The 21,964-nt window shown below is 72.3% G+C and carries 22 protein-coding genes; 2 read left to right on the forward strand and 20 right to left on the reverse strand.

Annotated elements, in window-relative coordinates:
• From M1D56_RS13220 to M1D56_RS13230, 3 genes are all read right to left on the reverse strand, one after another.
• Nucleotides 1-1,062, reverse strand: a complete 1,062-nt coding sequence (locus M1D56_RS13220) for a polyprenyl synthetase family protein (RefSeq protein ID WP_271174588.1) — start codon at nucleotides 1,060-1,062, stop codon at nucleotides 1-3.
• A 45-nt stretch (nucleotides 1,063-1,107) separates the two neighbouring features.
• Nucleotides 1,108-1,797: a class I SAM-dependent methyltransferase gene (locus M1D56_RS13225; RefSeq protein WP_456285244.1), complete on the reverse strand. Its 690-nt coding sequence runs from the start codon at nucleotides 1,795-1,797 to the stop codon at nucleotides 1,108-1,110.
• A 62-nt stretch (nucleotides 1,798-1,859) separates the two neighbouring features.
• A complete protein-coding gene (locus M1D56_RS13230) occupies nucleotides 1,860-2,405 on the reverse strand; it encodes a DUF402 domain-containing protein (protein WP_456283812.1) in 546 nt (181 codons plus the stop codon).
• Nucleotides 2,406-2,463: 58 nt separating this feature from the next.
• Between M1D56_RS13230 and M1D56_RS13235 the strand changes: the two genes are divergently transcribed.
• Nucleotides 2,464-3,720 (forward strand): isochorismate synthase, encoded by a 1,257-nt coding sequence (locus M1D56_RS13235; protein WP_282980361.1) that lies wholly within the window; start codon nucleotides 2,464-2,466, stop codon nucleotides 3,718-3,720.
• Between the two features lie 8 nt (nucleotides 3,721-3,728).
• Here M1D56_RS13235 and M1D56_RS13240 read toward each other — a convergent pair whose 3' ends face one another.
• The 11 genes from M1D56_RS13240 to M1D56_RS13290 all read right to left on the reverse strand — a co-directional run bounded on the left by M1D56_RS13240 (nucleotide 3,729) and on the right by M1D56_RS13290 (nucleotide 15,886).
• The gene (locus tag M1D56_RS13240; protein WP_456283813.1) at nucleotides 3,729-4,976 is read right to left on the reverse strand and encodes an FAD-binding protein; all 1,248 of its coding nucleotides are present in this window, start codon (nucleotides 4,974-4,976) and stop codon (nucleotides 3,729-3,731) included.
• A 93-nt stretch (nucleotides 4,977-5,069) separates the two neighbouring features.
• Nucleotides 5,070-6,563, reverse strand: a complete 1,494-nt coding sequence (gene arfA, locus M1D56_RS13245; RefSeq protein WP_456283814.1) for an arabinosylfuranosidase ArfA — start codon at nucleotides 6,561-6,563, stop codon at nucleotides 5,070-5,072.
• A gap of 50 nt (nucleotides 6,564-6,613) precedes the next feature.
• Complete coding sequence (locus M1D56_RS13250) at nucleotides 6,614-7,243, reverse strand: DUF624 domain-containing protein (RefSeq protein ID WP_456283815.1); 630 nt, start codon at nucleotides 7,241-7,243, stop codon at nucleotides 6,614-6,616.
• Nucleotides 7,244-7,245: 2 nt separating this feature from the next.
• Entirely contained in the window at nucleotides 7,246-8,181 is a 936-nt protein-coding gene (locus M1D56_RS13255; protein WP_456283816.1) for a carbohydrate ABC transporter permease, read from the reverse strand.
• A gap of 8 nt (nucleotides 8,182-8,189) precedes the next feature.
• Nucleotides 8,190-9,116, reverse strand: coding sequence for a carbohydrate ABC transporter permease (locus M1D56_RS13260; protein WP_271174580.1), 927 nt, complete (start codon nucleotides 9,114-9,116; stop codon nucleotides 8,190-8,192).
• 55 nt (nucleotides 9,117-9,171) lie between these two features.
• Nucleotides 9,172-10,506 (reverse strand): ABC transporter substrate-binding protein, encoded by a 1,335-nt coding sequence (locus M1D56_RS13265; protein WP_282980355.1) that lies wholly within the window; start codon nucleotides 10,504-10,506, stop codon nucleotides 9,172-9,174.
• A 133-nt stretch (nucleotides 10,507-10,639) separates the two neighbouring features.
• Nucleotides 10,640-11,677: a LacI family DNA-binding transcriptional regulator gene (locus tag M1D56_RS13270; RefSeq protein WP_271174578.1), complete on the reverse strand. Its 1,038-nt coding sequence runs from the start codon at nucleotides 11,675-11,677 to the stop codon at nucleotides 10,640-10,642.
• A gap of 24 nt (nucleotides 11,678-11,701) precedes the next feature.
• Nucleotides 11,702-12,847 carry a glycerate kinase gene (locus M1D56_RS13275; RefSeq protein WP_456283817.1) on the reverse strand — a complete coding sequence of 382 codons (1,146 nt, stop codon included), beginning with the start codon at nucleotides 12,845-12,847 and terminating at the stop codon, nucleotides 11,702-11,704.
• Between the two features lie 60 nt (nucleotides 12,848-12,907).
• On the reverse strand, nucleotides 12,908-13,777 hold the full coding sequence (locus tag M1D56_RS13280) for a polyphosphate kinase 2 family protein (protein WP_271174576.1): 870 nt from the start codon (nucleotides 13,775-13,777) through the stop codon (nucleotides 12,908-12,910).
• 44 nt (nucleotides 13,778-13,821) lie between these two features.
• Nucleotides 13,822-15,510, reverse strand: a complete 1,689-nt coding sequence (gene menD / locus M1D56_RS13285) for a 2-succinyl-5-enolpyruvyl-6-hydroxy-3-cyclohexene-1-carboxylic-acid synthase (RefSeq protein WP_456283818.1) — start codon at nucleotides 15,508-15,510, stop codon at nucleotides 13,822-13,824.
• 1 nt (nucleotide 15,511) lies between these two features.
• Entirely contained in the window at nucleotides 15,512-15,886 is a 375-nt protein-coding gene (locus M1D56_RS13290; protein WP_271174574.1) for a PLD nuclease N-terminal domain-containing protein, read from the reverse strand.
• Nucleotides 15,887-15,965: 79 nt separating this feature from the next.
• Here M1D56_RS13290 and M1D56_RS13295 point away from each other — a divergent pair, with 79 nt between their 5' ends.
• Complete coding sequence (locus M1D56_RS13295; protein ID WP_282980350.1) at nucleotides 15,966-16,244, forward strand: DUF4229 domain-containing protein; 279 nt, start codon at nucleotides 15,966-15,968, stop codon at nucleotides 16,242-16,244.
• A gap of 215 nt (nucleotides 16,245-16,459) precedes the next feature.
• Here M1D56_RS13295 and M1D56_RS13300 read toward each other — a convergent pair whose 3' ends face one another.
• The 6 genes from M1D56_RS13300 to M1D56_RS13325 form a co-directional block, all read right to left on the reverse strand.
• Nucleotides 16,460-17,413: a 1,4-dihydroxy-2-naphthoate polyprenyltransferase gene (locus M1D56_RS13300; RefSeq protein ID WP_282980348.1), complete on the reverse strand. Its 954-nt coding sequence runs from the start codon at nucleotides 17,411-17,413 to the stop codon at nucleotides 16,460-16,462.
• Between the two features lie 11 nt (nucleotides 17,414-17,424).
• Nucleotides 17,425-18,573: an AMP-binding protein gene (locus tag M1D56_RS13305; protein ID WP_456283819.1), complete on the reverse strand. Its 1,149-nt coding sequence runs from the start codon at nucleotides 18,571-18,573 to the stop codon at nucleotides 17,425-17,427.
• A 13-nt stretch (nucleotides 18,574-18,586) separates the two neighbouring features.
• The gene (locus M1D56_RS13310; RefSeq protein WP_456283820.1) at nucleotides 18,587-19,495 is read right to left on the reverse strand and encodes a 1,4-dihydroxy-2-naphthoyl-CoA synthase; all 909 of its coding nucleotides are present in this window, start codon (nucleotides 19,493-19,495) and stop codon (nucleotides 18,587-18,589) included.
• 97 nt (nucleotides 19,496-19,592) lie between these two features.
• Nucleotides 19,593-20,393, reverse strand: coding sequence for an LLM class F420-dependent oxidoreductase (locus M1D56_RS13315; protein WP_324014021.1), 801 nt, complete (start codon nucleotides 20,391-20,393; stop codon nucleotides 19,593-19,595).
• A gap of 238 nt (nucleotides 20,394-20,631) precedes the next feature.
• A complete protein-coding gene (locus M1D56_RS13320) occupies nucleotides 20,632-21,591 on the reverse strand; it encodes a permease prefix domain 1-containing protein (protein WP_456283821.1) in 960 nt (319 codons plus the stop codon).
• A gap of 1 nt (nucleotide 21,592) precedes the next feature.
• Nucleotides 21,593-21,934: a PadR family transcriptional regulator gene (locus M1D56_RS13325; protein WP_456283822.1), complete on the reverse strand. Its 342-nt coding sequence runs from the start codon at nucleotides 21,932-21,934 to the stop codon at nucleotides 21,593-21,595.
• Nucleotides 21,935-21,964 lie beyond the last annotated feature (30 nt).

The following is a 21,964-nucleotide window of genomic DNA, read 5'->3' on the forward strand; positions in this document are numbered from 1 at the left end:
TCAGCTGGAGCGGATGGCGAGACTCTCCGCGAAGCGCGTGAGCGCCTCGCGGACGGCGCCGCGCGGGAGCGCGTCGAGCGCCGCGATGGCGCCCCTGGTCCATTCGAGCGACAGCTCGCGGGTGGCCTCGGTCACCGGGTGGTCGCGGAGCTCCGCGAGCGGCCCGTCGAGGATCGCGGGGTCGGCGCCGTCGGCGATGCGCGCGACGCCCTCGTCGATGCGCGCGAGGAGGCCGCGCGACGCGTCGTCATCGCGACGCGACAGGAGGAGGTAGGGCATCGTCGGCACGCCGGCGCGCAGATCCGTCCCCGGCACCTTGCCCGTGTCGTCGGGGTTCGCCGAGAGATCGATCACGTCATCCGCGAGCTGGAACGCGACGCCCACCTTCTCGCCGTACACGCGCAGGGGCTCGCCGTACTTCTCGTCGGCCCCCGAGAAGTACGCTCCGGCCTGGGCGGCCGCGGCGATGAGCGAGCCCGTCTTGTCGGCGAGCACGCCGATGTAGAACTCGATCGGGTCGTCGCCCGGCTGCGCTCCGAGCGTCTCGTGCATCTGCCCGAGGACGAGGCGCTCGAACGTCTGCGACTGGATGCGCATGGCCTCCTCGCCGTTGCGCGACATGATCACGCTCGCGCGGGACAGGAGCAGGTCTCCCGTGAGGATGGCGACGCTGTTGCCCCAGACCTGGTGCGCGGCCGCGACGCCGCGACGCCGGTCGGCGCCGTCCATGACGTCGTCGTGGTAGAGCGACCCGAGGTGCATGAGCTCGAGGGCCTTGGCGGCCTCGATGACCGGCTGCGTCGCCCCCTGGCCGAGCTGAGCGGTGAGCAGGACGAGCATCGGGCGGACGCGCTTGCCGCCGGCCTCGTAGAGGTACCGGCTCATCGCGTCGACGAGCGGGTCGGCGGCCTTGAGCTCGACGGCGAGCTCGCTCTCGACCTGCTCGAGTCCCTCCTCGATCTTCGCCGCGAGGCGCCGGGCGACGGGTCCGGCGAACACGCGGTCGCTCAGACCGAATCGGCTCGCCAGCTGCGAACCCGGCGCGGAGGGGCTCGGAGTCACCTGCCCAGCCTACCTGCCCGGCCCGCACCGGCGCTCACGGTGCCTTCAGGCCGAGACATCTCCGGATGCCGCCTCGCCCGTCGGCTTGACCCCGCGGTGCAGGGCGACGATGCCGAAGCTCAGGTTGCGGTACCGCACGTCGCCCCAGCCCGCCTCGCGGATCCACGTCGCGAGCGTCGCCTGGTCCGGCCAGTGCCGGATCGACTCGTTGAGGTAGTCGTAGGCCTCGCCGTTCGATCCGACGAGGCGCGCGACCCGCGGCAGCACGTTGTCGCCGTAGAACCGGTAGAGCTTTCCGAACAGCCGCCCGGGCGGGGTCGAGAACTCGTTGATGACGAGCCGTCCGCCCGGCTTCGTCACGCGGAAGAGCTCGGCGATCGCCTTCTTGGGGCGGTCGACGTTGCGGAGCCCGTACGACATCGTGACGGCGTCGAACTCGTCGTCATCGAAGGGCAGGTCGGTGGCGTCCGCCTGCACGAAGGTGAGGTTGCGGATGTCGCCGTGCCGCCGGCGCCCCTCGGCGAGCATGCCGGGCGAGAAGTCGGCGGCGACGACCTCGGCGCCGCTGCGCGCGAGCGACGCGGACGACGAGCCGGTGCCCGCCGCCAGGTCGAGGATGCGCTCCCCCGGCCGAGGCGCGACCGTGCGGGTCGTCGCCGCGCGCCAGAGCGCGTCGTTCCCGAACGTCATCGCGACGTTGGTGAGGTCGTAGCGCGCGGCGACCTGGTCGAACATCCCCGCGACGCTCGCGGGGTCCTTGCCGAGGTCGGCGCGGTTGGGTTCCTTCGGTGCGGCGCTCACCCTGTCGAGTCTAGGTCGTGCAGCACCCCGAACCAGCGGTCGGCGGTGGCGTCGTCGAACGGCGCGACGTCGGCGCGCACCTCCCGCTCGAGGACGAGCGTGCGGGCCTCGAGCTCCTCCTGCACGTCGGCGGGATAGCCGTAGTGCGCGCGGTGCTCGTCCCACTCGTCGCGGTCGTCGACGTAGATGCCGCGGTGGTCGAGGCGGTGCACGACGTCGAGGTCCATGTCGATCGCCGTCGGCTCAGGGCCATCCCAGCGCGCATCCCACGCGAGATCGATGTAGACGCGCGTGAGCGACGGCGCCGCGTTCCGCGTGAGCGTCCACGTGGCCTCGCCCGCGGGGAGGAGCGTGATGCACGCGGCGTCGAGGACGACATCGCGACCGGGGCGCGCGCTGCGCCACCCCGGGAGCTGGCCGAACCAGTCGCCCCAGTCGTCCGACCCGAGATACACGCACTCGTGCACCCAGTGCGGAGAGCCGTCCCACTTGCGCCAGCGGAAGAGCAGTCGGGTTCCCACGGCGGGTCGGTCGGCGCTCACCCTGCCGAGTGTAGACGCGCACGACGTGCGCTCAGCGTGAGTCCCTAGGCTGGAGGCCGTGCCCGACCCGCTCTCCCTGCCGCGCCTGCGCGCGGTGACGCGCCCCATCGACGCCCCCGAGGATCCGCTGCTGCTCGCCTCCGCCGAGGACCCGCTCGTCTGGATGCGCCGCGGCGAGGGGATGATCGGATCCGGAGCCGAGGTGCTGCGGATCGACGTCGGAGAGGACGGCCGGCTCGAGGCGATCGCCGACGTGTGGCGCGCGATCTCGGCCGCGACCGAGGTCGACGACGCCGTCCGCCTGCCGGGAACCGGACTCGTCGCGTTCGGGGCGTTCGCGTTCGACGAGACCTCGCTCGCGCCGAGCACGCTCATCGTGCCGAGCATCGTCGTGGGGCGCCGCGGCGGCCGCGCGTGGATGACGCGCATCTCGCGGCTGGACGGCCCGGAGCCGGCCGCCCCCGAGCCGCTCGCTTATGGCCCGCACTGGTCGGCGACGCTCGGTCCCGGCGAGCTCGACCCCGCAGGGCACACCGCGGCGGTCGCCGCCGCACTCGAGGCGATCGCCGCCGGCGAGGTCGAGAAGGTCGTCATCGCGCGGGACATCGCGGGCACGCTGCCCGCCGACGCCGACCTGCGGCGGCTCGTGCGCGCTCTCGCGGAGGGGTACCCCGACACCTGGGCCTATGCCGTCGACGGCATCATCGGGGCGAGCCCCGAGACGCTCGTGACGGTCTCGGGCGGCACCGTCACGGCGCGCGTGCTCGCCGGCACCCGCCCGCGTGGCGCGAACGCGGATGAGGACACGGCGATCACGGCCGAGCTCGCGACGACCGCGAAGGACCTCGACGAGCACCGCTACGCCGTCCAGAGCGTGCTCACGGCGCTCGAGCCCCACACGTCGGCTCTCGTCGCCGCCGAGCAGCCGTTCACCCTGAAGCTGCCGAACGTGTGGCACCTCGCGACGGATGTCGAGGGCACGCTCGCGAACGGCGACTCGGCTCTCGACATGGTGCGCGCGCTGCATCCGACCGCCGCCGTGGCCGGGACCCCGACGCCCGACGCGATCGCCGCCATCCGGCGCATCGAGCCGTTCGACCGCGGTCGCTACGCCGGGCCCGTCGGCTGGGTGGACGGCGACGGCGACGGCGAATGGGCGATCGCGCTGCGCTGCGCCCAGATCGGCGCACCCGAGGGGGCGCACCGCCCCGTCACCGCGCACGCGGGCGGGGGCATCGTCGCGGGCAGCCAGCCCGAGGCCGAGCTGCTCGAGACGCGCGTGAAGTTCCGTCCGATCGTCGACGCGCTCGCGTAGCCGGCGGCTCAGCCCGCCGCGGCGAGCACCCGGTCCAGGAACGGATTGCGCAGCTTCCCCTCGGGGTCGAAACGCCGCGCGAGCTCCGCGAAGTCGCCCAGGCGCGGCCAGACCGACCGGAGCATGTCGGCGTCGAGTCGCGTGAGCTTGCCCCAGTGCGGGCGCGCACCCCACGGCTCGAGGGCCTTCTCGAGCTTCGCCACGACGGCCTCGACCTCGGCCTGGCGCTGGTGCCACGTGAAGTGCAGGCCGATCGCGTCGTAACCGGAGGCGGGGCTCAGCCAGAGGTCGTCGGCGCGCATCGAGCGGATCTCCATCACCTGCACGAGCGGCGCGACCTCGTCGGCGAGCGCGCGGACGGCCTCGATCGCCCCCACCGCGTGCGTGCGCGGCACGAGGAGCTCCGACTGCAGCTCGGCGCCGTTCGAGGGCGTGTGGCTGAGCTTGAAGTGCGCGAGCCGGTCGAGCCACGCGCCGCGCTCGCCGAGCTGCGGCGTGGTCGCCTCGGGGGAGACGCCGGCGAGCATGTGCACCTGCTCGGTCGCCTCGGCGAGGTCGCCCGGCAGGCGCGGTGCCTCATCGCCGCGCGCCTTCGTCCAGACCTGGTCGATGACGTCGGGGTCGTCCCAGCGATGGAAGAGGCTGACGCTGTACGCCGAGGCCATGAGCACGTCGAACTCCGCGAGCGCGACCTCGAGCGGCAGCCGCTCGTACACGCGCTGGCGGATGGCGAAGGTCGGCTCGATGTCGAGGGTCACCTCGGTGACGATGCCGAGCGCGCCGAGCGAGACCACGGCCCCGTCGAAGTCGCGGTCGCCGCGGCGCAGGGTGACGACATCGCCCGTCGGCGTGACGAGCTCGAGGGCCGCGACCGCGGACGAGAGCGTCCCGACCGTGTCGCCCGATCCGTGCGTTCCGGTCGCGATCGCGCCCGCGATCGAGATGTGCGGCAGCGATGCGAGGTTCGCGAGCGCCCATCCCTCGGCCTCGAGCGCGGGCGCGAGCTCGCCGTAGCGCATGCCCGCGCCGACCGTGACGGTGCGGGCGTCTGCATCGATGCGCGGCGCGGCTGTGAGCCGCGCCGTGGACAGGAGCGTGTCGTCGGTGTCGGCGATGAGGTTGAACGAGTGCCCCGACCCCAGCGCGCGCACGCGGCCGGCCGAGGCCAGCACCGCGCGGACCTCGTCGACGCTCGACGGCGTCTCGACCCGCTGCGCGCCGAAGCGCACGTTCCCCGCCCAGTTGGCCTGCGCCATCCTCGTCTCCTTCATCGCCGTTGATTTGTTGCCACTATAGCGTTATTGAGGGCGGGGCGCATCCGCGCCCCGCCCTCCCGACCGTAGCGCGGCTCAGCTCAGCGCGATGGCCGACCACGACACGGGCTCGAGCCGGACCCGCAGGGTGCCGCCGTCGAGTCGGGCGTCGAGGGGCTTGAGCCCCACGCGCTCCTGGTCGTCGATCGTGTTCTTCGCGTACACGTCGTCGTCCCACAGGGTGACGGCCTCCGCCACCGCTGCGCGCCCCAGACCCGAGACGTCGATCGTCACGTCGACGGCCTCGCGCGAGCGGTTCACGAGGAACACCGCCGAGCCCTCGTCGCCGTCGGTCGCGACCGCGTCGACCGCCGATGCCTCTCCGTACTTCTTCGAGGTGACCGTCCCTGCCTCGACGCGCGGCTTGAGCACGCGGCCCTGCGCGAGGCGCGAGGTGACCGAGAACGGGAAGAACGTCGTCTGGCGCCACGCGTCGCCGCCCGGCTCGGTCATGATCGGCGCGATCACGTTGACGAGCTGCGCGAGCGAGGCCGAGCGCACGCGGTCGTGGTGCTCGAGCAGGGTCATCAGCAGGCTGCCGAAGACGACCGCGTCGGCGACCGAGTACACGTCCTCGAGCTGGCGCGGAGCGATCGGCCAGGTCTCGTTGACCTCGTCGGACTCCTGGTGCTCCTTGAGGTACCAGATGTTCCACTCGTCGAACGACAGCATGATCTTCTTGTCGGTCTTGCGCCGATGCCCCACCGCGTCGGCCGTCGTCACGACCGTCTCGATGAAGTAGCGCATGTCGAGGGCCGACGCGAGGAAGGAGTCGAGGTCGCCGTCGAACTCCTGGTAGTAGGCGTGGCACGAGACGAAGTCGACGTAGTCGTATGCGTGCTCGAGGACGGTGCGCTCCCACTCCCCGAAGGTCGGCATCGACGATCCCGACGACCCGCACACGACGAGCTCGAGGTCCTTCTGCGCGGCCTTCATCGCCTGCGCGGTGCGCGCAGCGAGCTTGCCGTAGTCGTCGGCCGTCATGTAGCCGGTCTGCCAGGGGCCGTCCATCTCGTTGCCGAGGCACCACATCCGGATGTCCCACGGCTCGGGGTAGCCGTGCGCGGCGCGCAGGTCGCTGAGCGCGGTGCCCGACGGGTGGTTGGCGTACTCGAGCAGGTCGAGCGCCTCGAGGATGCCGCGCGTGCCGAGGTTCACCGCGAGCATGAGCTCGCTGCCGATCTCCTGGAGCCACGAGGCGAACTCGTTCAGGCCGATCTGGTTCGTCTCGAGCGCGTGCCATGCGAGGTCGCGGCGGACGGGGCGACTCTCCCGCGGCCCGACGCCGTCCTCCCACCGGTAGCCCGACACGAAGTTGCCGCCCGGATAGCGGATGGTCGTCGCGCCGAGCTCCTTCACGAGGGCCGTGACGTCCTTCCGGAAGCCGTTCTCATCGGCCTGCGGATGGCCGGGCTCGTAGATGCCGTCGTAGACGCAGCGACCGAGGTGCTCGACGAACGAGCCGAAGATGCGGCGGTCGATCGGTGCGACGACGGCCTCGGGGTCGATGCGAATGCTCGCGGTGGACATGCGTACCTCTCGGTTTCTCTCTCAGGGGGTGGCCGGTGCCGGCCAGGGTGTCACGCGGTCGCGCGGTCGACGGCAGGGCCGATGAGCGCCGCGTGGACGAGGAGCGGCGCGCTCGCTCCGAAGAGGAGCGCGATGGGCGGTGCGGTCAGGAGCGCCGCGGCGACGGCGCCGAGCGCGGCGAGGACGACGAGGGCCCGGCCCGGGGTCAGCCAGGGCGCCACGACCGCGAACCGCAGGACGGTGCGGGTCGTCGCCCGCGGCGCACGGGCCAGGGCGACGACGGCGTACGCCGCCGACACGGCGGACACGGCGCCGACGATCGTGACGGCCGCGAGGGCGGCCGACGCGATGCCCGCCGGCAGCGACGACGAGACGGCGACATCGAGCGCGACGACGAGCCAGGCGACCTGGAACCCGGCGCCGACGAGGTTCGCGCGCCCGAACGCCTCGCGATAGGCCGCGACGAACGCGCGGACCGGCGCGGATGGCGCCTCGAGCGCGCGCACGGCGGCGACGGATGCCGGGAAGACGCCGAGCACGACGAGGCCGGCGAGCGCGCCCCCGAGCCACAGCCCCTGCACGAGCAGCAGCCGCGAGACGTGGCCGAGCACGTCCATGACGCGCCCCGACCATCCGATCGCCTCCTCGCCTGCCGCGCCCCGGACATCCGTCGTCGCCACGATCAGCCCTTCGATCCCGTGAGGGCGATCGACTCGATGATCTGCTTCTGGAAGATCACGAAGACCGCGAGGACCGGCACGAGCGCGATGCACGACGCCGCCATGATGAGCGGATAGTCGGTCTGGCTCGCGTACGTCGCGTTGAAGCGCGCGATCACGAGCTGCAGGGTCTGCACCTCGGGCGAGTTCAGGTAGATGATCGGCGCGAGGTAGTCGTTCCACACGGCCATGAACCACAGGATGAACTGCGCCGCGATCGCCGGGCGGATGATCGGGAAGATCAGGCGCCAGAAGATCGTGAAGTGGCTCGCGCCGTCGATCACGGCCGCCTCGATGATCGAGTCGGGCACCGTGTCGAGGTACTGGCGCAGGAAGAACACCATGACGATGTTCCCGAAGATCCCGGGCAGGATGAGCGGCCAGAGGGTGTCGACGAGGCCCGCGCGGGCGAACATCTGGAACTGCGGGATCATGAGCGTCGGGAACGGGATCATGATCGCCGCGAGCAGCGACAGGAACAGCGCTCCCTTGCCGGGCAGGCGCATCTTGGCGAACGCGTAGGCCGCGAGCGCCGACGCGGCACCGCCGATGAGCGTCACGCTCACGGCGACGATCGCGCTGTTGGCGATGCCCGTGAGGAGCGGCCCGGCCGTCCACACGCGCACGTAGTTGTCCCACTGCACGGGGTCGGGGATCCACTGCGGCGGCAGGAAGAAGACGGCCTCGCGGGTCTTGAGCGAGGTCGTGAGCATCCACAGGAGCGGAGCGACCATCGTGATGCCGCCGAGCGACAGGATGATCGCGACGATCACGTTGCCGAGGCGGGAGCGGCGCGTGCGGCTGCCCTCGGGGCGGCGGCCGCCCCTCTGCGGCTGCACGAGCGCGCGCGTCGACAGGCTCTGCGTCGTGGTCGGGGTGGGGGTCTGGAGAGCGGTCATCGTCGGCCTCACTCGATCGAGAACGTGCTGCGCCGGTTGAGCGCGAACTGGATGGCCGTGACGACGAACACGAGGATGCCGAGGACGATCGACATCGCCGTCGCGTAGCCCATGTTGAGGTACTCGAACGCCTGGCGCCAGATGTACCAGACGATCGTGGCCGTGGAGAACTCCGGGCCTCCCGTCGGGGTCATGATGTTGATCTCGACGAAGATCTGCGCTCCGCCGATGATGTTGGTCACGACGAGGAAGAAGGTCACGGGCCGCAGCATCGGCACGGTGATCGCGCGGAACTGCTGGAACGCCGACGCCCCGTCGAGGCTCGCCGCCTCGTACAGCTGCCGGGGAACGGACTGCAGCGCCGCGAGGTAGAGGAGCATCGAGTAGCCGAGGCCCTTCCACACGGTCATGAGGATGATCGCGGGCTTCGCGGTCGCGGCATCCTGCAGCCAGTTCGGCCCGTCGATGCCGACGTACGCGAGCGCCTGGTTCACGAGACCGAAGTCGCCGTTGTACGCCCACTGCCAGAGGATGGCGATGGCCGCGATCGAGGAGATGACCGGGATGTAGTAGATCGTCCGGAAGAACGTCGTGCCGCGCATCTTGCGGTTCATCGCGAGCGCGAGCAGGAGCGACAGGATGAGCCCGAGCGGGATGCCGAGCATGAGGAAGACGGTGTTGCCGAGCGACTTCCAGAAGTACTCGTCGCCGAGCATGCGGACGTAGTTGGCGATCCCGTTGGGCGCGGGGGCCGTGATGCCGTTCCAGTTCGTGAACGACGTCGCCGCGGCGAACACGAGCGGGTACGCGACGAACGCGAGGAACCCGATCACGGGGATCGCCACGAAGAGCGCGGCCGCCCGGTGCTCGCGCCGATGCAGCGCGCTGCGCCGGCGGGTCGCCCTGGGCGGGGCGACGGCGGAGGTGGTGGTCATCGTCGAGCTCCTTCGTTCGACAGGGAGAGGGAGGGCAGGGGCAGCGGCGCCGCGATCATCCGCCGGTCCTCGCCATCTCGGACTGGTCGTTGGCCATGTCGAGGAACTCCTGCATCCTCGGCTGCGCCTGCGCGAGGTACTCCTCGGCCGTGACCTTGCCGTCGATGACCGGCTGGATGTTCGTGAAGAGCTCGTCGTACCACTGCGCGTTGTACGTGTAGGTGGCGGGCAGCGCGCGGCCGTAGTCCTGCAGGACCTGGAGGAACTCCTCCTTGTTGGCCGGCATGGTGGAGTCGTCGGCCGCGTACTCCTCGGCCATGTCGATGAGGTTGGGGATCTGCACGCCCGCGTCGACGAGCGCCTGCTGCGTCTCGCGGTCCGCCGACAGGTACGCGGCCAGGTCGACGGCGGCCTCGGTGTTCGCGGTCGAGGCCGACACGGCGATGCCCAGGGTGCCGATCCAGGACGCGGTCTCCCCCGTCTCGCCGACCGGCCACGGGATGAGGTCCCACTCGAAGGGGAGGTCCTTGTAGATCGGGACGTCCCACGGGCCGACGGGGAAGAACCCGATCTCGCCCTGCATCCAGCGCTGGTAGGTGTCGAGCGTCTGCGCCTCGGCGACCGAGGGCGTCACGGCGTGGACGTTCTGCAGGTCCGCGAAGAACTGCAGCGCCTCGGCGAACTCGGGGGTGTCCACCGTGACGCTCTCGGCGTCCTCGTCGATCCAGTCGGCGCCGTTCGACCACGCGAACGACTGCAGGTTCCAGACCACGTTGAGGCCCGTGCCCCACTGGTCGAGCTCGCCGTCGCCGTCGGTGTCCTTCGTGATCGCCTTGAGGACCTCGACCCACTCCTCCCACGTGTACGGGTCGTCGGGGTCGGGCCGCTCGACGCCCGCGGCGTCGAGCATCGTCGCGTTGTAGCCGAACGAGAACGGGCCGACGTCCTTGGGGAGCGCGTAGAGCGGCCCCTGCCCGAGCTTCTCGCCGTCGTAGCGGTACGAGTCGATGCCGTAGTCCCACATGTTGTCGAGGTCGATCGCGTCGGACGCCTCGACGTACTCCGTGATGTCCTGGATCACCCCCGCGTTCACGTAGGACTCGACGCTGCCCGGATCGATGTAGAACACGTCGGGCACCTGGCCGCCGACGATCGCCGCACGGAGCTTCGTCGCGTACTCGTCGGCCGTTGTCATGATGATCTCGACGTCGATGCCGGTGTCGGCCTCGTACTGCTCGATAGCGGCGGTGTACGCCTCCTCCTCGGCGGGTCCGCCGCGGAACATGAACGTCAGGGTGTCCTCGTCCTGCGCAGCGGCGCAGCCGCCGAGCACCGGCGCGGCGATCGCCAGCACGGCGGTCATCCCCGCGATCGCGATCTTCCTCGGCATCGCGACCTCCTTCTTCTCAGGCGGCGACAGCGCCGCTCGAAACGCTCTTCTCCGAGCCTGGTTTCCAACGTTGTAAAGCCAACGTTGTAAAGATAGACCGCCGACCCCACGACGTCAAGACGACGCGGCGCCGTCAGGCTGCGGGGGCGTCGGCGCGCCGGGTCGACTCGCGCTCGACGATCCGGAACGGCGTCGTGTAGCGGCGCGGAGCCGCTGCGGCGCCGCCCGAGCGGCGCTCCTCGATGCGCGACAGCAGCACCCGCACCGCCTGCTGGGCGATCTGGAGGCGCCCGGGGTCGACGGTCGAGAGGGAAGGCGCCGTGTACCGGGTCTCGTCGAGGTCGTCGAAGCCGATGATCTTGACCTCGTCGGGCACGCGGCGCCCCTCGTCCTGCAGGGCGCGGAGCGCGCCGAACGCGAGCGTGTCGTTCATGCCGAACACGCCGTCGACGGCGACGCCGCGGGCGAGGACCTCGTGCATGGCCTGCGCGCCGTCCAGGCGGTGCCAGAGGCCGACGTAGCCGACGAGGCTCTCGTCGTAGGGCAGGCCGGCGGCCTCGAGCGCCTCGCGGTATCCGCGCAGGCGCAGGGCCGCGGAGCCCTGGTCCTCGCCGAGGTGCGCGCCGATGGCGGCGATCCGCCGGCATCCGGCCGCGATGAGGTGCTCGGTGGCCGCGCGCGCGGCGACCACGTTGTCCATGACGACGTGGTCGCAGGGCGGATCGAAGATGCGCTCGCCGAGGATCACGAGCGGGTAGTCGACCTCGAGGCGCGCGACGTCGTCCTGGCTCATCGCGAGCGGGCTGAAGATGAGCCCGTCGGTCAGCTGGAGGCTCGGGCTGCGCAGCACGTCGTACTCGGCGTCGAGCTCGGCCCCGGTCTGCTCGATGAGCACCGTGACCCCGTGCTCCTTCGCCTCCGAGATCACGGCTCCCGCGAGCTCGGCGAAGTACGGCAGGGCGAGCTCCGGCAGCGCGAGGCCGATGACGCCGCTGCGCCCGATGCGCAGGCTGCGCGCGGAGATGTTCGGCTGGTAGCCGGTCTGCTCGATCGCCGCGAGCACGGCCGTCCGCGTCGACTCCTTGACGTGCTTGTAGCCGCGGACGACGTTGGAGACCGTCTTGATCGAGACGCCGGCGAGCTCCGCGACGTCACGCAGGGTGGCGGCCATGGCGCCCCTCCTCCCCCGCGCCGCTCACAGCGCCTCCGCGAGCGCGGATCCGGCCGCGCGCAGGTGCGTCGCGGGGTCGGCGATCGCCGCCTCGGATGACCCCGCGAGCTCGGTGAGCGAGAGGGCGCGCCAGAGCCCCGACGTGTCGGCGGCGATGCGCCCGGCCACGATCGCGACGCGTGCGCCCGCGGCCTCGGCCAGAGCCGAGACGTGCGCGGGCGCCTTGCCCGAGGCGGACTGGCCGTCGTACGAGCCCTCGCCCGTCACGACGAGATCGGCGCCGGCGATCGCGTCGCCGAGGCCGGTGAGCTCCGCCACGCGCTCCGCTCCCGGGACGATCTCGGCGCCCCACACGAGCAGCCCGTAGCCCGCGCCGCCCGCGGCACCCGCGCCGGCCTCCTCGGGGTCGGCGACGCGCGCGAGCGAGCCGGCGACGGTGTCGCCGCTCACGCCGCGCAGCACCTCGACGAGGCGCGCGAGGCCCGCGTCAGCGCGCGCGACGCCCTCCTCGTCGAGGCCCTTCTGCGGGCCGAACACGGCCGCCGCGCCCCGGCCGCCGAGCAGCGGGTTCGTGACGTCGCAGAGCACCTGGACCCCGCCCTCCGGCAGCGGGCGCAGCCGCGAGAGGTCGACCTTCGCGACGTCGTCGAGGCCCGACGCCCCGGGCGCGATCGACGTGTCGAACGCGTCCGTGAAGCGCGCGCCGAGTGCGGTGAGCAGGCCCGTTCCGCCGTCGGTCGACGCGCTCGAGCCGATGCCGAGGACGAGCTGCGAGACGCCGGCGTCCAGGGCGGCCGCGATCGCCTGCCCGAAGCCGAGCGTCGACGCCTCCCACGGACGACGCGCGTCGCCCAGCAGCTCGATGCCCGAGGTCGATGCGAGCTCGACGACGCCGATGCCGCCCGGGGCGGCGTCGGTCGCGGGAAGGCGCAGCCACGACGCGTCGACGGCGAACCCCGACGGCCCGGTCACGCGGATGGGCACGCGCACAGCCCCGGGGACGGCCTCCGCGAACGCGGCGAGGGTGCCCTCGCCGCCGTCGGCCATCGGCCGCGCGACGATCTCGTCGTCGGGGCGCACCGCTCTCCATCCCTCGGCGAGCGCCGCGGCGACGTCGGCCGCCGCGATCGTGCCCTTGAAGCTGTCCGGTGCGATGACGATGCGAGCCATGCCCCCATCCTCCCGCATCCGCGGAGCGCGCACGGACCGCGGCCATCCGCCGTCGCGCGGTCAGCGCATGGTCGCGCGAAGCCGCGCCTTCTCGGCCTCGACGTCGAAGTCGGCGGCCGGCCACTGCGGGTCGATCTGCTCGAGCGTCTCGAGGAGGAGCTCCTGAACGGCGAGCCGCGCATACCATTTGCGGTTCGCCGGGACGACGTACCACGGGGCCTCGGGGGTCGAGGTGCGGTCGAAGACCGTCTGATACGCCTCCTGGTAGGCGGGCCACTGCGCGCGCTCGTCGACGTCGCCGGGGTTGTACTTCCAGTGCTTGTCCGGGCGCTCGAGGCGCTCCATGAGCCGCTCGCCCTGCTCGTCGTAGGAGATGTGCAGCATGACCTTCACGATGCGCGTGCCCTGCTCGACGAGGCGCTTCTCGAACGCGTTGATCGCGTCGTAGCGCCGCTCGATCTCGTCCGCCGGCGCGAGGGCGCGGACCCTCCCGATGAGCACGTCCTCGTAGTGCGAGCGGTCGAAGACCCCGATGAAGCCCGGGCGCGGCACGCGCTGCTCGATGCGCCAGAGGAAGTCGTGCTCGAGCTCCTCGGGTGACGGCGCCTTGAAGGCGACGAGCTCGATCCCCTGCGGATCCACACCGCCGACGACGTGGCGCACGATGCCGCCCTTGCCCGCCGAGTCCATCGCCTGCAGGACGAGCAGCACGCTGTCGCGGCCGTCGCCACCGTGGCTCTCGGCGTAGAGGCGCTCCTGGTACTCGGCCAGCTGCGTCAGACCGGAGGCGAGGTCGACAGCGCCGTCCTTCTTGTCGCCCGCGTAGCCAGGGGTCGCGTCGGGATCGAGATCGGCCAGGCGGAACCCCGCCGGCGCTCGGAGCGCGGTCAGCGCGTCCTCGGTCCACTTCACCTGGCTCTTCGCGATCATGGTCCCCATCCTGCCGCGCGCGGTCGCCGCGGCGCCAGGGCGGGTCAGCGCGCGAGCGGGACCTCGATGATCCGGCGGCGGCCGACGGTCGAGGTGAGCGCCTGATCGAGCGCGCCGCGCGTCGTGACGCGGTGGTGCTCCCACCCATACGCCGCGGCGAGCTGCTCGATGCGGGCGGACTGCGGCGTGTAGAGCACGCGCGTCATGTCCTCGTCGGAGGCCGTCGCCGCGACCTCGAGCCCGTCGAAGATCGTTCCGCCGCGGTCGTTGCCGACGATCACCTGCACACGCGGCTCGTCCTCGAAATCGGGCAGGAGGAGCGCGCCGGCGTCGTGGAGGAAGGCGAGGTCGCCGAGCAGGACGCGGGTGACGCCCGGCCGGTCCGGGCCCTGGCTCGCGAGCGCGACGCCCATCGCCGTGGCGACCGTTCCGTCGATGCCGGCGAGCCCGCGGTTCGCGTGCACAGGCACCTTCTTGCCCGGCAGCAGCGCGTCGGCGACCCGCACGAGCCGCGACGACCCGAAGACGAGTCGGTCGTGCGGCCAGGTCGCCGCCCAGACCGCCGACACGAGCTGCGCACGGTCGAGGGGCCGCCGCACGGCGTCGAGCTCGGCGCGCACGGCGTCGAGGCGCTCGTGCGGATCCGCCGAGCGCAGCCCGGGCAGGTCGGGCGCGGGCGCGTCGAGGTCGGCGGCATGCGCGTGCGAGAAGCGCATCCACGCGCCCAGCCACGCGTCGTCGACGGGTCCGTCCTCGACCGCGACGGCGTCGGCGGGGCGCGTGCGGCCGTTGAGGTTCAGCTCCTCGCCCCCACGGCGGACGGCCACGACGTCGACAGCGGGGTCGGACAGGAGCGCGGCGACCTCGCGGCTCAGGGTCGGATGGCCGAGCACGACGGCCCGCTCGACGCGGCCGCCCAGCTCGGGGTCCCGCAGCGCAGCGCGGTAGCCGTGGATGATCCGCCGACCGAACCGCGCGCCGCTCACGATCTCCGCGACGAGCGGCCAGCCCGCCTCGTGCGCGAGCTGCTCGGCGTCGGCGCCCGCACCCTCGCCCGCGACGACGACCGTGCGCGGGCCGCGCGGCAGGATCGTCGTCGTGCGCGCGGGTGCGCTCGGGGGGACGCCTGCCGACGGCCCCGGCTCCCGGTCCGGCTCCGGGATGGCGCCCGCGAGCGGCTCGCGGTACGGCAGGTTCAGGTGAACAGGGCCCGGCACGGCGTCCCCCGCCCGCCCCGTCGCGTGCGCGAGCGCGAGCGCCGCGAGCCTCGCCATCCGCTCGTCCTCGCCATCCGCGCCCGTCGGCGTCTCGGCATCCGTCGCGAACCGCGCGAGCGCGTCGAAGAGGCCCGGCTGGCGCGTGGTCTGGTTCGCGCCGACGCCGCGCAGCTCGGGCGGGCGATCCGCGGTGAGGAGGAGCAGGGGCACGCCCGAGTGGTGCGCCTCGAGGGCGGCCGGGAGGAGGTTCGCGACCGCCGTGCCCGACGTGCAGACGACCGCAGCGGGCACGCCGAGCTCGCGGCCGATGCCGAGCGCCGTGAACCCCGCGACGCGCTCGTCGATGCGGACGTGCAGGCGGATGCGACCCTCGCGCTCGAGACGCGCAGCGGCGAGCGCGAGCGCCTGCGACCGCGACCCCGGGCTCAGGACGACGTGCGAGACCCCGCCGCGGACGAGCTCGTCGAGCAGCCGCCACGCGGCCGCGGAGGCCGGGGAGGCGATGGCGTCCGGCATGTCAGCGGAGGCGTCCGTCGCCGTCGGGATCGTCGCGCTTGTCGTCGCGGGTCGGGTCGTCCTCGGCGTCGAGCCGGGCGAGCTCCTCCTCGAGCTGGCGGATGCGCTCGTCCTGGTCGGGAATCGGCCGCACGGTGCCGAGGAAGGTCGGGTCGTCGTCCGGCGCGATCGGGCGCTGGCGCTGCGCGTCGGGGCGTGTGCGCCCGATGACGAACCAGAGGATGCCGCCGATGACGGGGATGAGGACGACGATGGCGATCCATGCGCGCTTCGAGACGCCGCGGTGACGCGACGGCGGCTGCACCGAGCAGTCGACGATGCTGAACACCCAGAACACAGCAGCGGCGACCGCCAGGACGATGAGAGCGCGGGCCATCCTCACATCCTAGGCGGGGGAACCGGGAGCGGCCCGGGTGCCCCGGATTCCCTCAGACGACGCTCCGTAGGATGTCAGCGTGAAGATCCGGTCTGTCGTCGTCTACTCGGTGCTGCGTCTGCTCGCGTTCCTCGTGCCGTTCGGCGTGCTGATGATCTTCCCCGTCTTCCAGCAGCTGTGGTGGCTCGCGGCGATCTTCGCGGCGCTCATCGGGCTGAGCCTGTCGATCCTCCTCCTGCGCCGCCCGCTCGACGACGTCTCGACGGGGCTGTACGCGTCGCGTCAGGAGAAGCAGTCGCGCCGCCGCTCCGCCGCCGAGCTCGACGCCGAGGCAGAGGACTCCGCCACCGGCGCGTGACGCGCCCCGCGGCGTCCCGGCGGTGCGTGTCTCACGCCAGGCCGTGCATGTCTCACGCCAGGCGGTGCATGTCTCACTGCCTGCCGGAAAGACCCGGGCTACGCCGCGGCGAGTGAGACATGCAGAGTGGGGGTCTCACTCCAGGCCGTGCATGTCTCACTCCCTGCGGGAAAGGCCCGGGCTAAGCCGCGGCGAGTGAGACATGCGTGGTGGGCTCAGCCGACGAAGGCCCAGGCGAGGAAGGCGCCGTATGCGAGCGACCCGAGCGACGTCAGGGCGAGGGCGAGGATGAGCTCGCGCGCGGTCTGATACGTCCACACGATGAGGATGGCCGGCCCGACCGCCAGGAGCGCGAGCAGCGCGAGCCACGCGATCGGATAGAAGAACGCGAGGTACACGGCGATCGCGAACGCGAGCGCGACGAGCGCCGTGAAGAGCGCCTGCGTCGCGCGCTTGCCGATGAGCACCGTGAGCGTCCGCTTGCCGGCCGCTCGGTCCTGGTCGATGTCGCGGAGGTTGTTCGCGAGGAGCACCGCGCACGCGAGGAAGCCCGCCGCCACGGCGCCGAACCACGCCTCCTGCGGGAGGGCGAGCGCCTGCACCCACGTCGTCCCGAGCGTCGCGACGAGCCCGAAGAACACGAAGACGAACACCTCGCCGAGAGCGTTGTAGCCGTAGGGGCGCTTGCCGCCCGTGTAGAACCAGGCGGCGACGATGCAGACCGCGCCGACCGCGAGCATCCACCACTGCTGCGTGCGGATGACGATGGCGAGCCCGGCCACCGCGGCGATCCCGAAGAAGACGAGGGCGACGACGAGCACCGACTTCGCAGACACGCGCCGCGACGCGGTGAGCCGTGCCGGGCCGACGCGGTGGTCATCCGTGCCGCGGACGCCGTCGGAGTAGTCGTTGGCGAAGTTCACGCCGATCTGCAGCGCGACCGCGACGACGAGGCACGCGAGCGCGATGACCCAGTGGAAGAGGTCGCCGACGAGGACGGCGGCGCCGGTTCCGATGACAACCGGGGTGATCGCGAGCGGCAGCGTGCGCAGTCGCGCCGCGCCGATCCAGTCTCCGAGCGTGACGGGCTTCGGCGGAGGGGCGACGACGCTGCCGCGCTTCGCCGGGTTGCCGCTGACGTTCTTCCTGCGGTTCTTCGCCTGTGCCACGGCTTCCGATCCTACGACGCAGGCTCGCCCTGCCCGCGCACGAGGCTCCGGATGGCCTGACGGTCGGGCTTGCCGGAGGCGAGCCGCGGCAGCGCGTCGACGAGGACGAGGCGCGAGGGCCTGGCCGGCTTCCCGACGGCCGCGGCGACGGCCGCGCGCACGACGTCGAGGGACGGCGCGTCCCCTGCTCTGCGCGCCGCGACGACGACGGGCGTCTCTCCCCAGCGCTCGTCGGGCGCGCCGACGACGACCGCGTCGGCGAGACCGGGCAGCTCGCGGACGGCGCGCTCGACGCGGTCGAGCGAGACGTTCACGCCGCCGGAGACGATGACGTTGTCGATCCGGCCCGTGACCGACACCGCGCCATCCGCGACCGCTCCCGCGTCGCCCGTCCGGTACCAGCGGATGCCGTCGCCATCCGTCTCGAAGGTGCGCGCCGTGAGCTCGGCGTCGAGGTAGCCGTCGGCGAGCACGGGGCCCGCGATCCGCAGCTCGCCGCCGACCTCGGCGACGCGGACGCCGTCGAGCGGCACGCCGTCGTACACGCAGCCGCCGCTCGTCTCGGTCGAGCCGTAGGTGCGGACGATCCGCGCACCGAGCTCGGCCGCGCGCACGCGCAGGGCGACCGGCAGCGCCTGCCCTCCGACGAGGATGGCCTCGAACGACGCGAGCGCGCGCTGCACCTCGGCGCTCTCGGCCGCGGCATCGACGAGGGTCTGCAGCTGCGCGGGCACGAGGGATGTGTAGGTCGGCACGCGCTCGCCGCCGCGCGACGATCGCATGCCCGAGACGACATGCGCGAAGGCCTGCGCGGAGAACCGCCCGGACAGCACCGCCGGCTCGGTGCCCTCGACGAGTCCGCGCACGAGCACCTGGACGCCGGCGATGTACGTCGGCGCGAGGGGCAGGAGCCACTGCCCCGCGCCGATCCGCTCGCGCGTCGCGAGGGCGCTCGCGGTGAGCGCGTGCCGCGACAGGACGACGCTCTTCGGGACCCCCGTCGAGCCCGAGGTCGTGAGGACGACCGCGGTGCCCGCCGGGACATCCGCGGGCAGGCCATCCGCCGCCCCCACGGCGATCGCGGGGCCTGCCCCCAGTGCGCTGCGCAGAGCCCGCAGGAGGTCGCGCGGGTCGTCGCCCGCGAAGCGCTCGAGCTTCACCGCGCCATCCGGATCAGAAGTGCCACGGGAACGGCGCCCAGTCGGGATCCCGCTTCTCGAGGAACGCGTCGCGGCCCTCGACCGCCTCGTCGGTGCCGTAGGCGAGACGCGTCGCCTCGCCCGCGAAGAGCTGCTGCCCGACGAGGCCGTCGTCGACCGCGTTGAAGGCGTACTTCAGCATGCGGATGGCCGTGGGCGACTTCCCGAGGATGGTCCGGGCCATCGCGATCGCCTCGCGCTCGAGCTCCGTGTGCGGGACGACGCGGTTGACCGCGCCCATCTCGTACGCCCGCTGCGCCGAGTAGGTCTCGGCGAGGAAGAAGATCTCGCGCGCGAACTTCTGGCCGATCTGCCGCGCGAAGTACGCCGAGCCGTAGCCCGCATCGAACGAGCCGACGTCGGCATCCGTCTGCTTGAACTTCGCGTCCTCCGACGCGATCGAGAGATCGCACACGACGTTGAGGGAGTGCCCGCCTCCCGCGGCCCAGCCGGGGACCACGGCGATGACGACCTTCGGCATGAAGCGGATGAGCCGCTGCACCTCGAGGATGTGAAGCCGCCCCCCGCGCGCGGAGTCCGTGACCGAGGTCTCGTCCTCGGAGTACTTGTACCCGTCGCGGCCGCGGATGCGCTGATCCCCGCCCGAGCAGAACGCCCATCCGCCGTCCTTGGGGCTCGGGCCGTTGCCCGTGAGGAGCACGACGCCGATGCGCGGGTCGGTGCGCGCGAGGTCGAGGGCGCGGTAGAGCTCGTCGACCGTCGCCGGGCGGAACGCGTTGCGCACCTCCGGCCGGTCGATCGCGATCCGCGCGATGCGGCCGTCCTTCGACACGTGCGCCGTGATGTCCCGGTAGTCCTCGGAGCCGGGCGCGGCGTCCCACTCGGCGGGGTCGAACAGGTCGGATACGAAGGCGTCGCTCACGTGGTCCAGCCTATTCCGGGGCCCGGGGAGGCGGTTCGCCGCGTTTCGCGGCGAACGGGCTCGGGTTCGCCGCGTTTCGCGGCGAACCCGTCCCGTCTCAGCCGTTCTTCGCGTCGCGCCAGGCGAGCCAGCGCCGCACGAGGTCGAAGTCGAGCTCGGGGCCGCTGATCCCGAGCGTGAACAGGCGCACGCCGGCCGCGAAGAGCTCGTCGGCCTTCGCCTCGTCGCGCCCCTTGAGCTCGTTCGAGACGACGAGCTGCGACAGGTCGCGCTCCTCCTTCTCCCCCCAGCTCGCGAGCACGTCGAGCTTGCGCGCGAGCTCCTCGCCCTCCGTGAAGCTGTGCCAGATGTCCGCGTGCCTCGCGACGAGGCGCAGCGTCTTCTGCTCGCCCTTGCCGCCGATGAGCACGGGGATCCGCCGCGTCGGTGCCGGGTTGAGCGCGTCCCAGCGGCGCTCGATCCGCTCCATCCCCGCGGCGAGGTCCTTCAGGCGCGTGCCCGGGGTGCCGAACTCGTAGCCGTACTCGTCGTAGTCGCGCTCGAACCATCCGGCTCCCGTGCCGAAGATGAAGCGCCCGGTCTCGCCGCCCTTCGCGGAGATGTGGTCGACGGTCCGGGCCATGTCGGCCTGGAGATCCGCGTTGCGGTACGAGTTGCAGTTCACGAGGCAGCCGAACTCGACGCGCTCGGTCTGCTCGGCCCACGCGGCGAGCATCGTCCAGGCTTCGAAGTGCGTGCCCTCGGGGTCGCCCGAGAGCGGGAAGAAGTGGTCCCAGTTGAAGAGGATGTCGACGCCCATGTCCTCGAGGCGGGAGACCGCGTCGCGGATCGTGGCGTAGGAGGAGTGCTGCGGCGCGATCTGGACGCCGAGTCGGACCGGGGTGTCGAGAAGAGGCATGTGGCCAGCCTATGGGCGCGCGGATGGTGCGGGCTCGGACGGCAGGCCGCTCACGGGAGCTTGGCGCGCGCCTCTCTCCGGACGGACGCCGGGAGGCGCTCCCCCACCCGCTCCAGGAAGGCCCGCACCGCGTCGGGCGCGGCGACGAGGGCATCGGCAGTCAGCGCCATGCGGCATGGTACCGGCCGCCCGTGCAATGGAGAGGCGCCCCGCCCGCCGGCGAGGCGCCCCTTCTCGGTCAGCGCGCTGCGCGACGGGCCTTCACGAAGCCGTCGACGATCGACCACCCCGCGACGGCGAGGATCACGACCCCGAGGACCGCCTTCGTGACCGGGAGCGCCGCGCCCGGCAGGAACGCCGCCGTGAACGCGGGGCTCAGCAGACCGTCCTGCACGAGCAGCACGAGGGCCGGCACCGCGAAGGCGAGAGCGGCGACCGCGTTCAGCGCGGCAAGCGCGCTCGTCCACCGCCCCTTCGCGTACACCGCGATCGCGACGAGCGCCGACAGCACGAGGGTCGCGAACAGCCACGCGGTCCCCCAGGGCCACAGTCGCTGGTCGAGCACGGGCATCCATCGCTCGGGCGTCCGCGCGAACCCGACCGCGTTGTCCCAGAGGATGGCCCCCGCAAGCGCGCCGAGCAGGACGAGCGACGCGATGAGGTCGCTGCGCCCCGTGCCGTCGCCGCTCGGCTCGGGCAGCTGATCGACGCTCCACCGCACGCCGGTGTCGGTGCCCGTGCGCTCGAGGATCGCGAACACGAGCGTCGTCCAGAACGCGACATGGACCCCCACGGAGAGGCCGAGCGCGATCGACCCGCCGATCACCTCCCCGATGAGGTTCGCGCTCGCGTCCAAGCCGGCCGCACGCTTCGTGAGCACGAGGGCGATCGCATGGCCGACCATGGCGCACGGGATGACGATCCACAGCAGGAGCTTGAGGAGCCGCCACCACACGAGGTAGTAGCGCGGGCCGATGAGCTGCAGGGGCCGGTCGGCGTAGCGCGCCGCCAGCACGTCGGGGTCGCCGAGCTCGGTGAGCACGGCGCGCTCGGCGTCGACGAACGGCTGTCCCGCGTCGACGCGCGCGTCGATCGCGTCGGCGATCGATGCCTGGAGCTCATCGCGGACGTCGCCCTGGGCGGTGGGCGGGAGCGTGCGGATGGCGGCGGCGATGTACCGCTCGGTGTAGCCGGTCATGTCAGTCCTTCGAGGAGTCGGTGAGGGAGGCGATGGAGGCGGTGAGCGCGCGCCACTCGCCGGTGAGGGTCTCGGCGAGGCGGATGCCCGCCGCCGAGGTGCGGTAGAACTTGCGCGGGCGCGCCTCGTCGGTGTTCCACTCGCTCGTGAGGTGTCCCTGCTTCTCGAGGCGACGCAGCAGCGGGTACAGGGTGTTGGCGTCGGTCGCGAAGCCGTGGCGTTCGAGGTCTTCGAGCAGCCCGTACCCGTAGCCCGCGTCCCGCAGGAGCTGCAGGCATGCGAGCACGATCGTGCCGCGCCGGAGCTCCTGCAGGTGCGTCTCGAAGGCCTCGTTCTCGCTCATGCGCTTCACATTACTGTGTGACACACACTA

This window comes from Microbacterium sp. JZ101, from assembly GCF_053903175.1.

Bases quoted from the DNA above. Each gene is read 5' to 3' on its own strand.
- M1D56_RS13290 (WP_271174574.1), bottom strand. From the start codon at position 15,886: ATGGCCCGCGCTCTCATCGTCCTGGCGGTCGCCGCTGCTGTGTTCTGG.
- M1D56_RS13270 (WP_271174578.1), bottom strand. From the start codon at position 11,677: ATGGCCGCCACCCTGCGTGACGTCGCGGAGCTCGCCGGCGTCTCGATC.
- M1D56_RS13240 (WP_456283813.1), bottom strand. From the start codon at position 4,976: ATGGCGCAGGCCAACTGGGCGGGGAACGTGCGCTTCGGCGCGCAGCGG.
- M1D56_RS13320 (WP_456283821.1), bottom strand. From the start codon at position 21,591: ATGACCGGCTACACCGAGCGGTACATCGCCGCCGCCATCCGCACGCTC.
- M1D56_RS13265 (WP_282980355.1), bottom strand. From the start codon at position 10,506: ATGCCGAGGAAGATCGCGATCGCGGGGATGACCGCCGTGCTGGCGATC.
- M1D56_RS13255 (WP_456283816.1), bottom strand. From the start codon at position 8,181: ATGACCGCTCTCCAGACCCCCACCCCGACCACGACGCAGAGCCTGTCG.
- M1D56_RS13280 (WP_271174576.1), bottom strand. From the start codon at position 13,777: ATGATCGCGAAGAGCCAGGTGAAGTGGACCGAGGACGCGCTGACCGCG.
- M1D56_RS13325 (WP_456283822.1), bottom strand. From the start codon at position 21,934: ATGAGCGAGAACGAGGCCTTCGAGACGCACCTGCAGGAGCTCCGGCGC.
- M1D56_RS13225 (WP_456285244.1), bottom strand. From the start codon at position 1,797: ATGTTCGACCAGGTCGCCGCGCGCTACGACCTCACCAACGTCGCGATG.
- M1D56_RS13275 (WP_456283817.1), bottom strand. From the start codon at position 12,847: ATGGCTCGCATCGTCATCGCACCGGACAGCTTCAAGGGCACGATCGCG.
- menD (WP_456283818.1), bottom strand. From the start codon at position 15,510: ATGCCGGACGCCATCGCCTCCCCGGCCTCCGCGGCCGCGTGGCGGCTG.
- M1D56_RS13315 (WP_324014021.1), bottom strand. From the start codon at position 20,393: ATGCCTCTTCTCGACACCCCGGTCCGACTCGGCGTCCAGATCGCGCCG.
- M1D56_RS13260 (WP_271174580.1), bottom strand. From the start codon at position 9,116: ATGACCACCACCTCCGCCGTCGCCCCGCCCAGGGCGACCCGCCGGCGC.
- arfA (WP_456283814.1), bottom strand. From the start codon at position 6,563: ATGTCCACCGCGAGCATTCGCATCGACCCCGAGGCCGTCGTCGCACCG.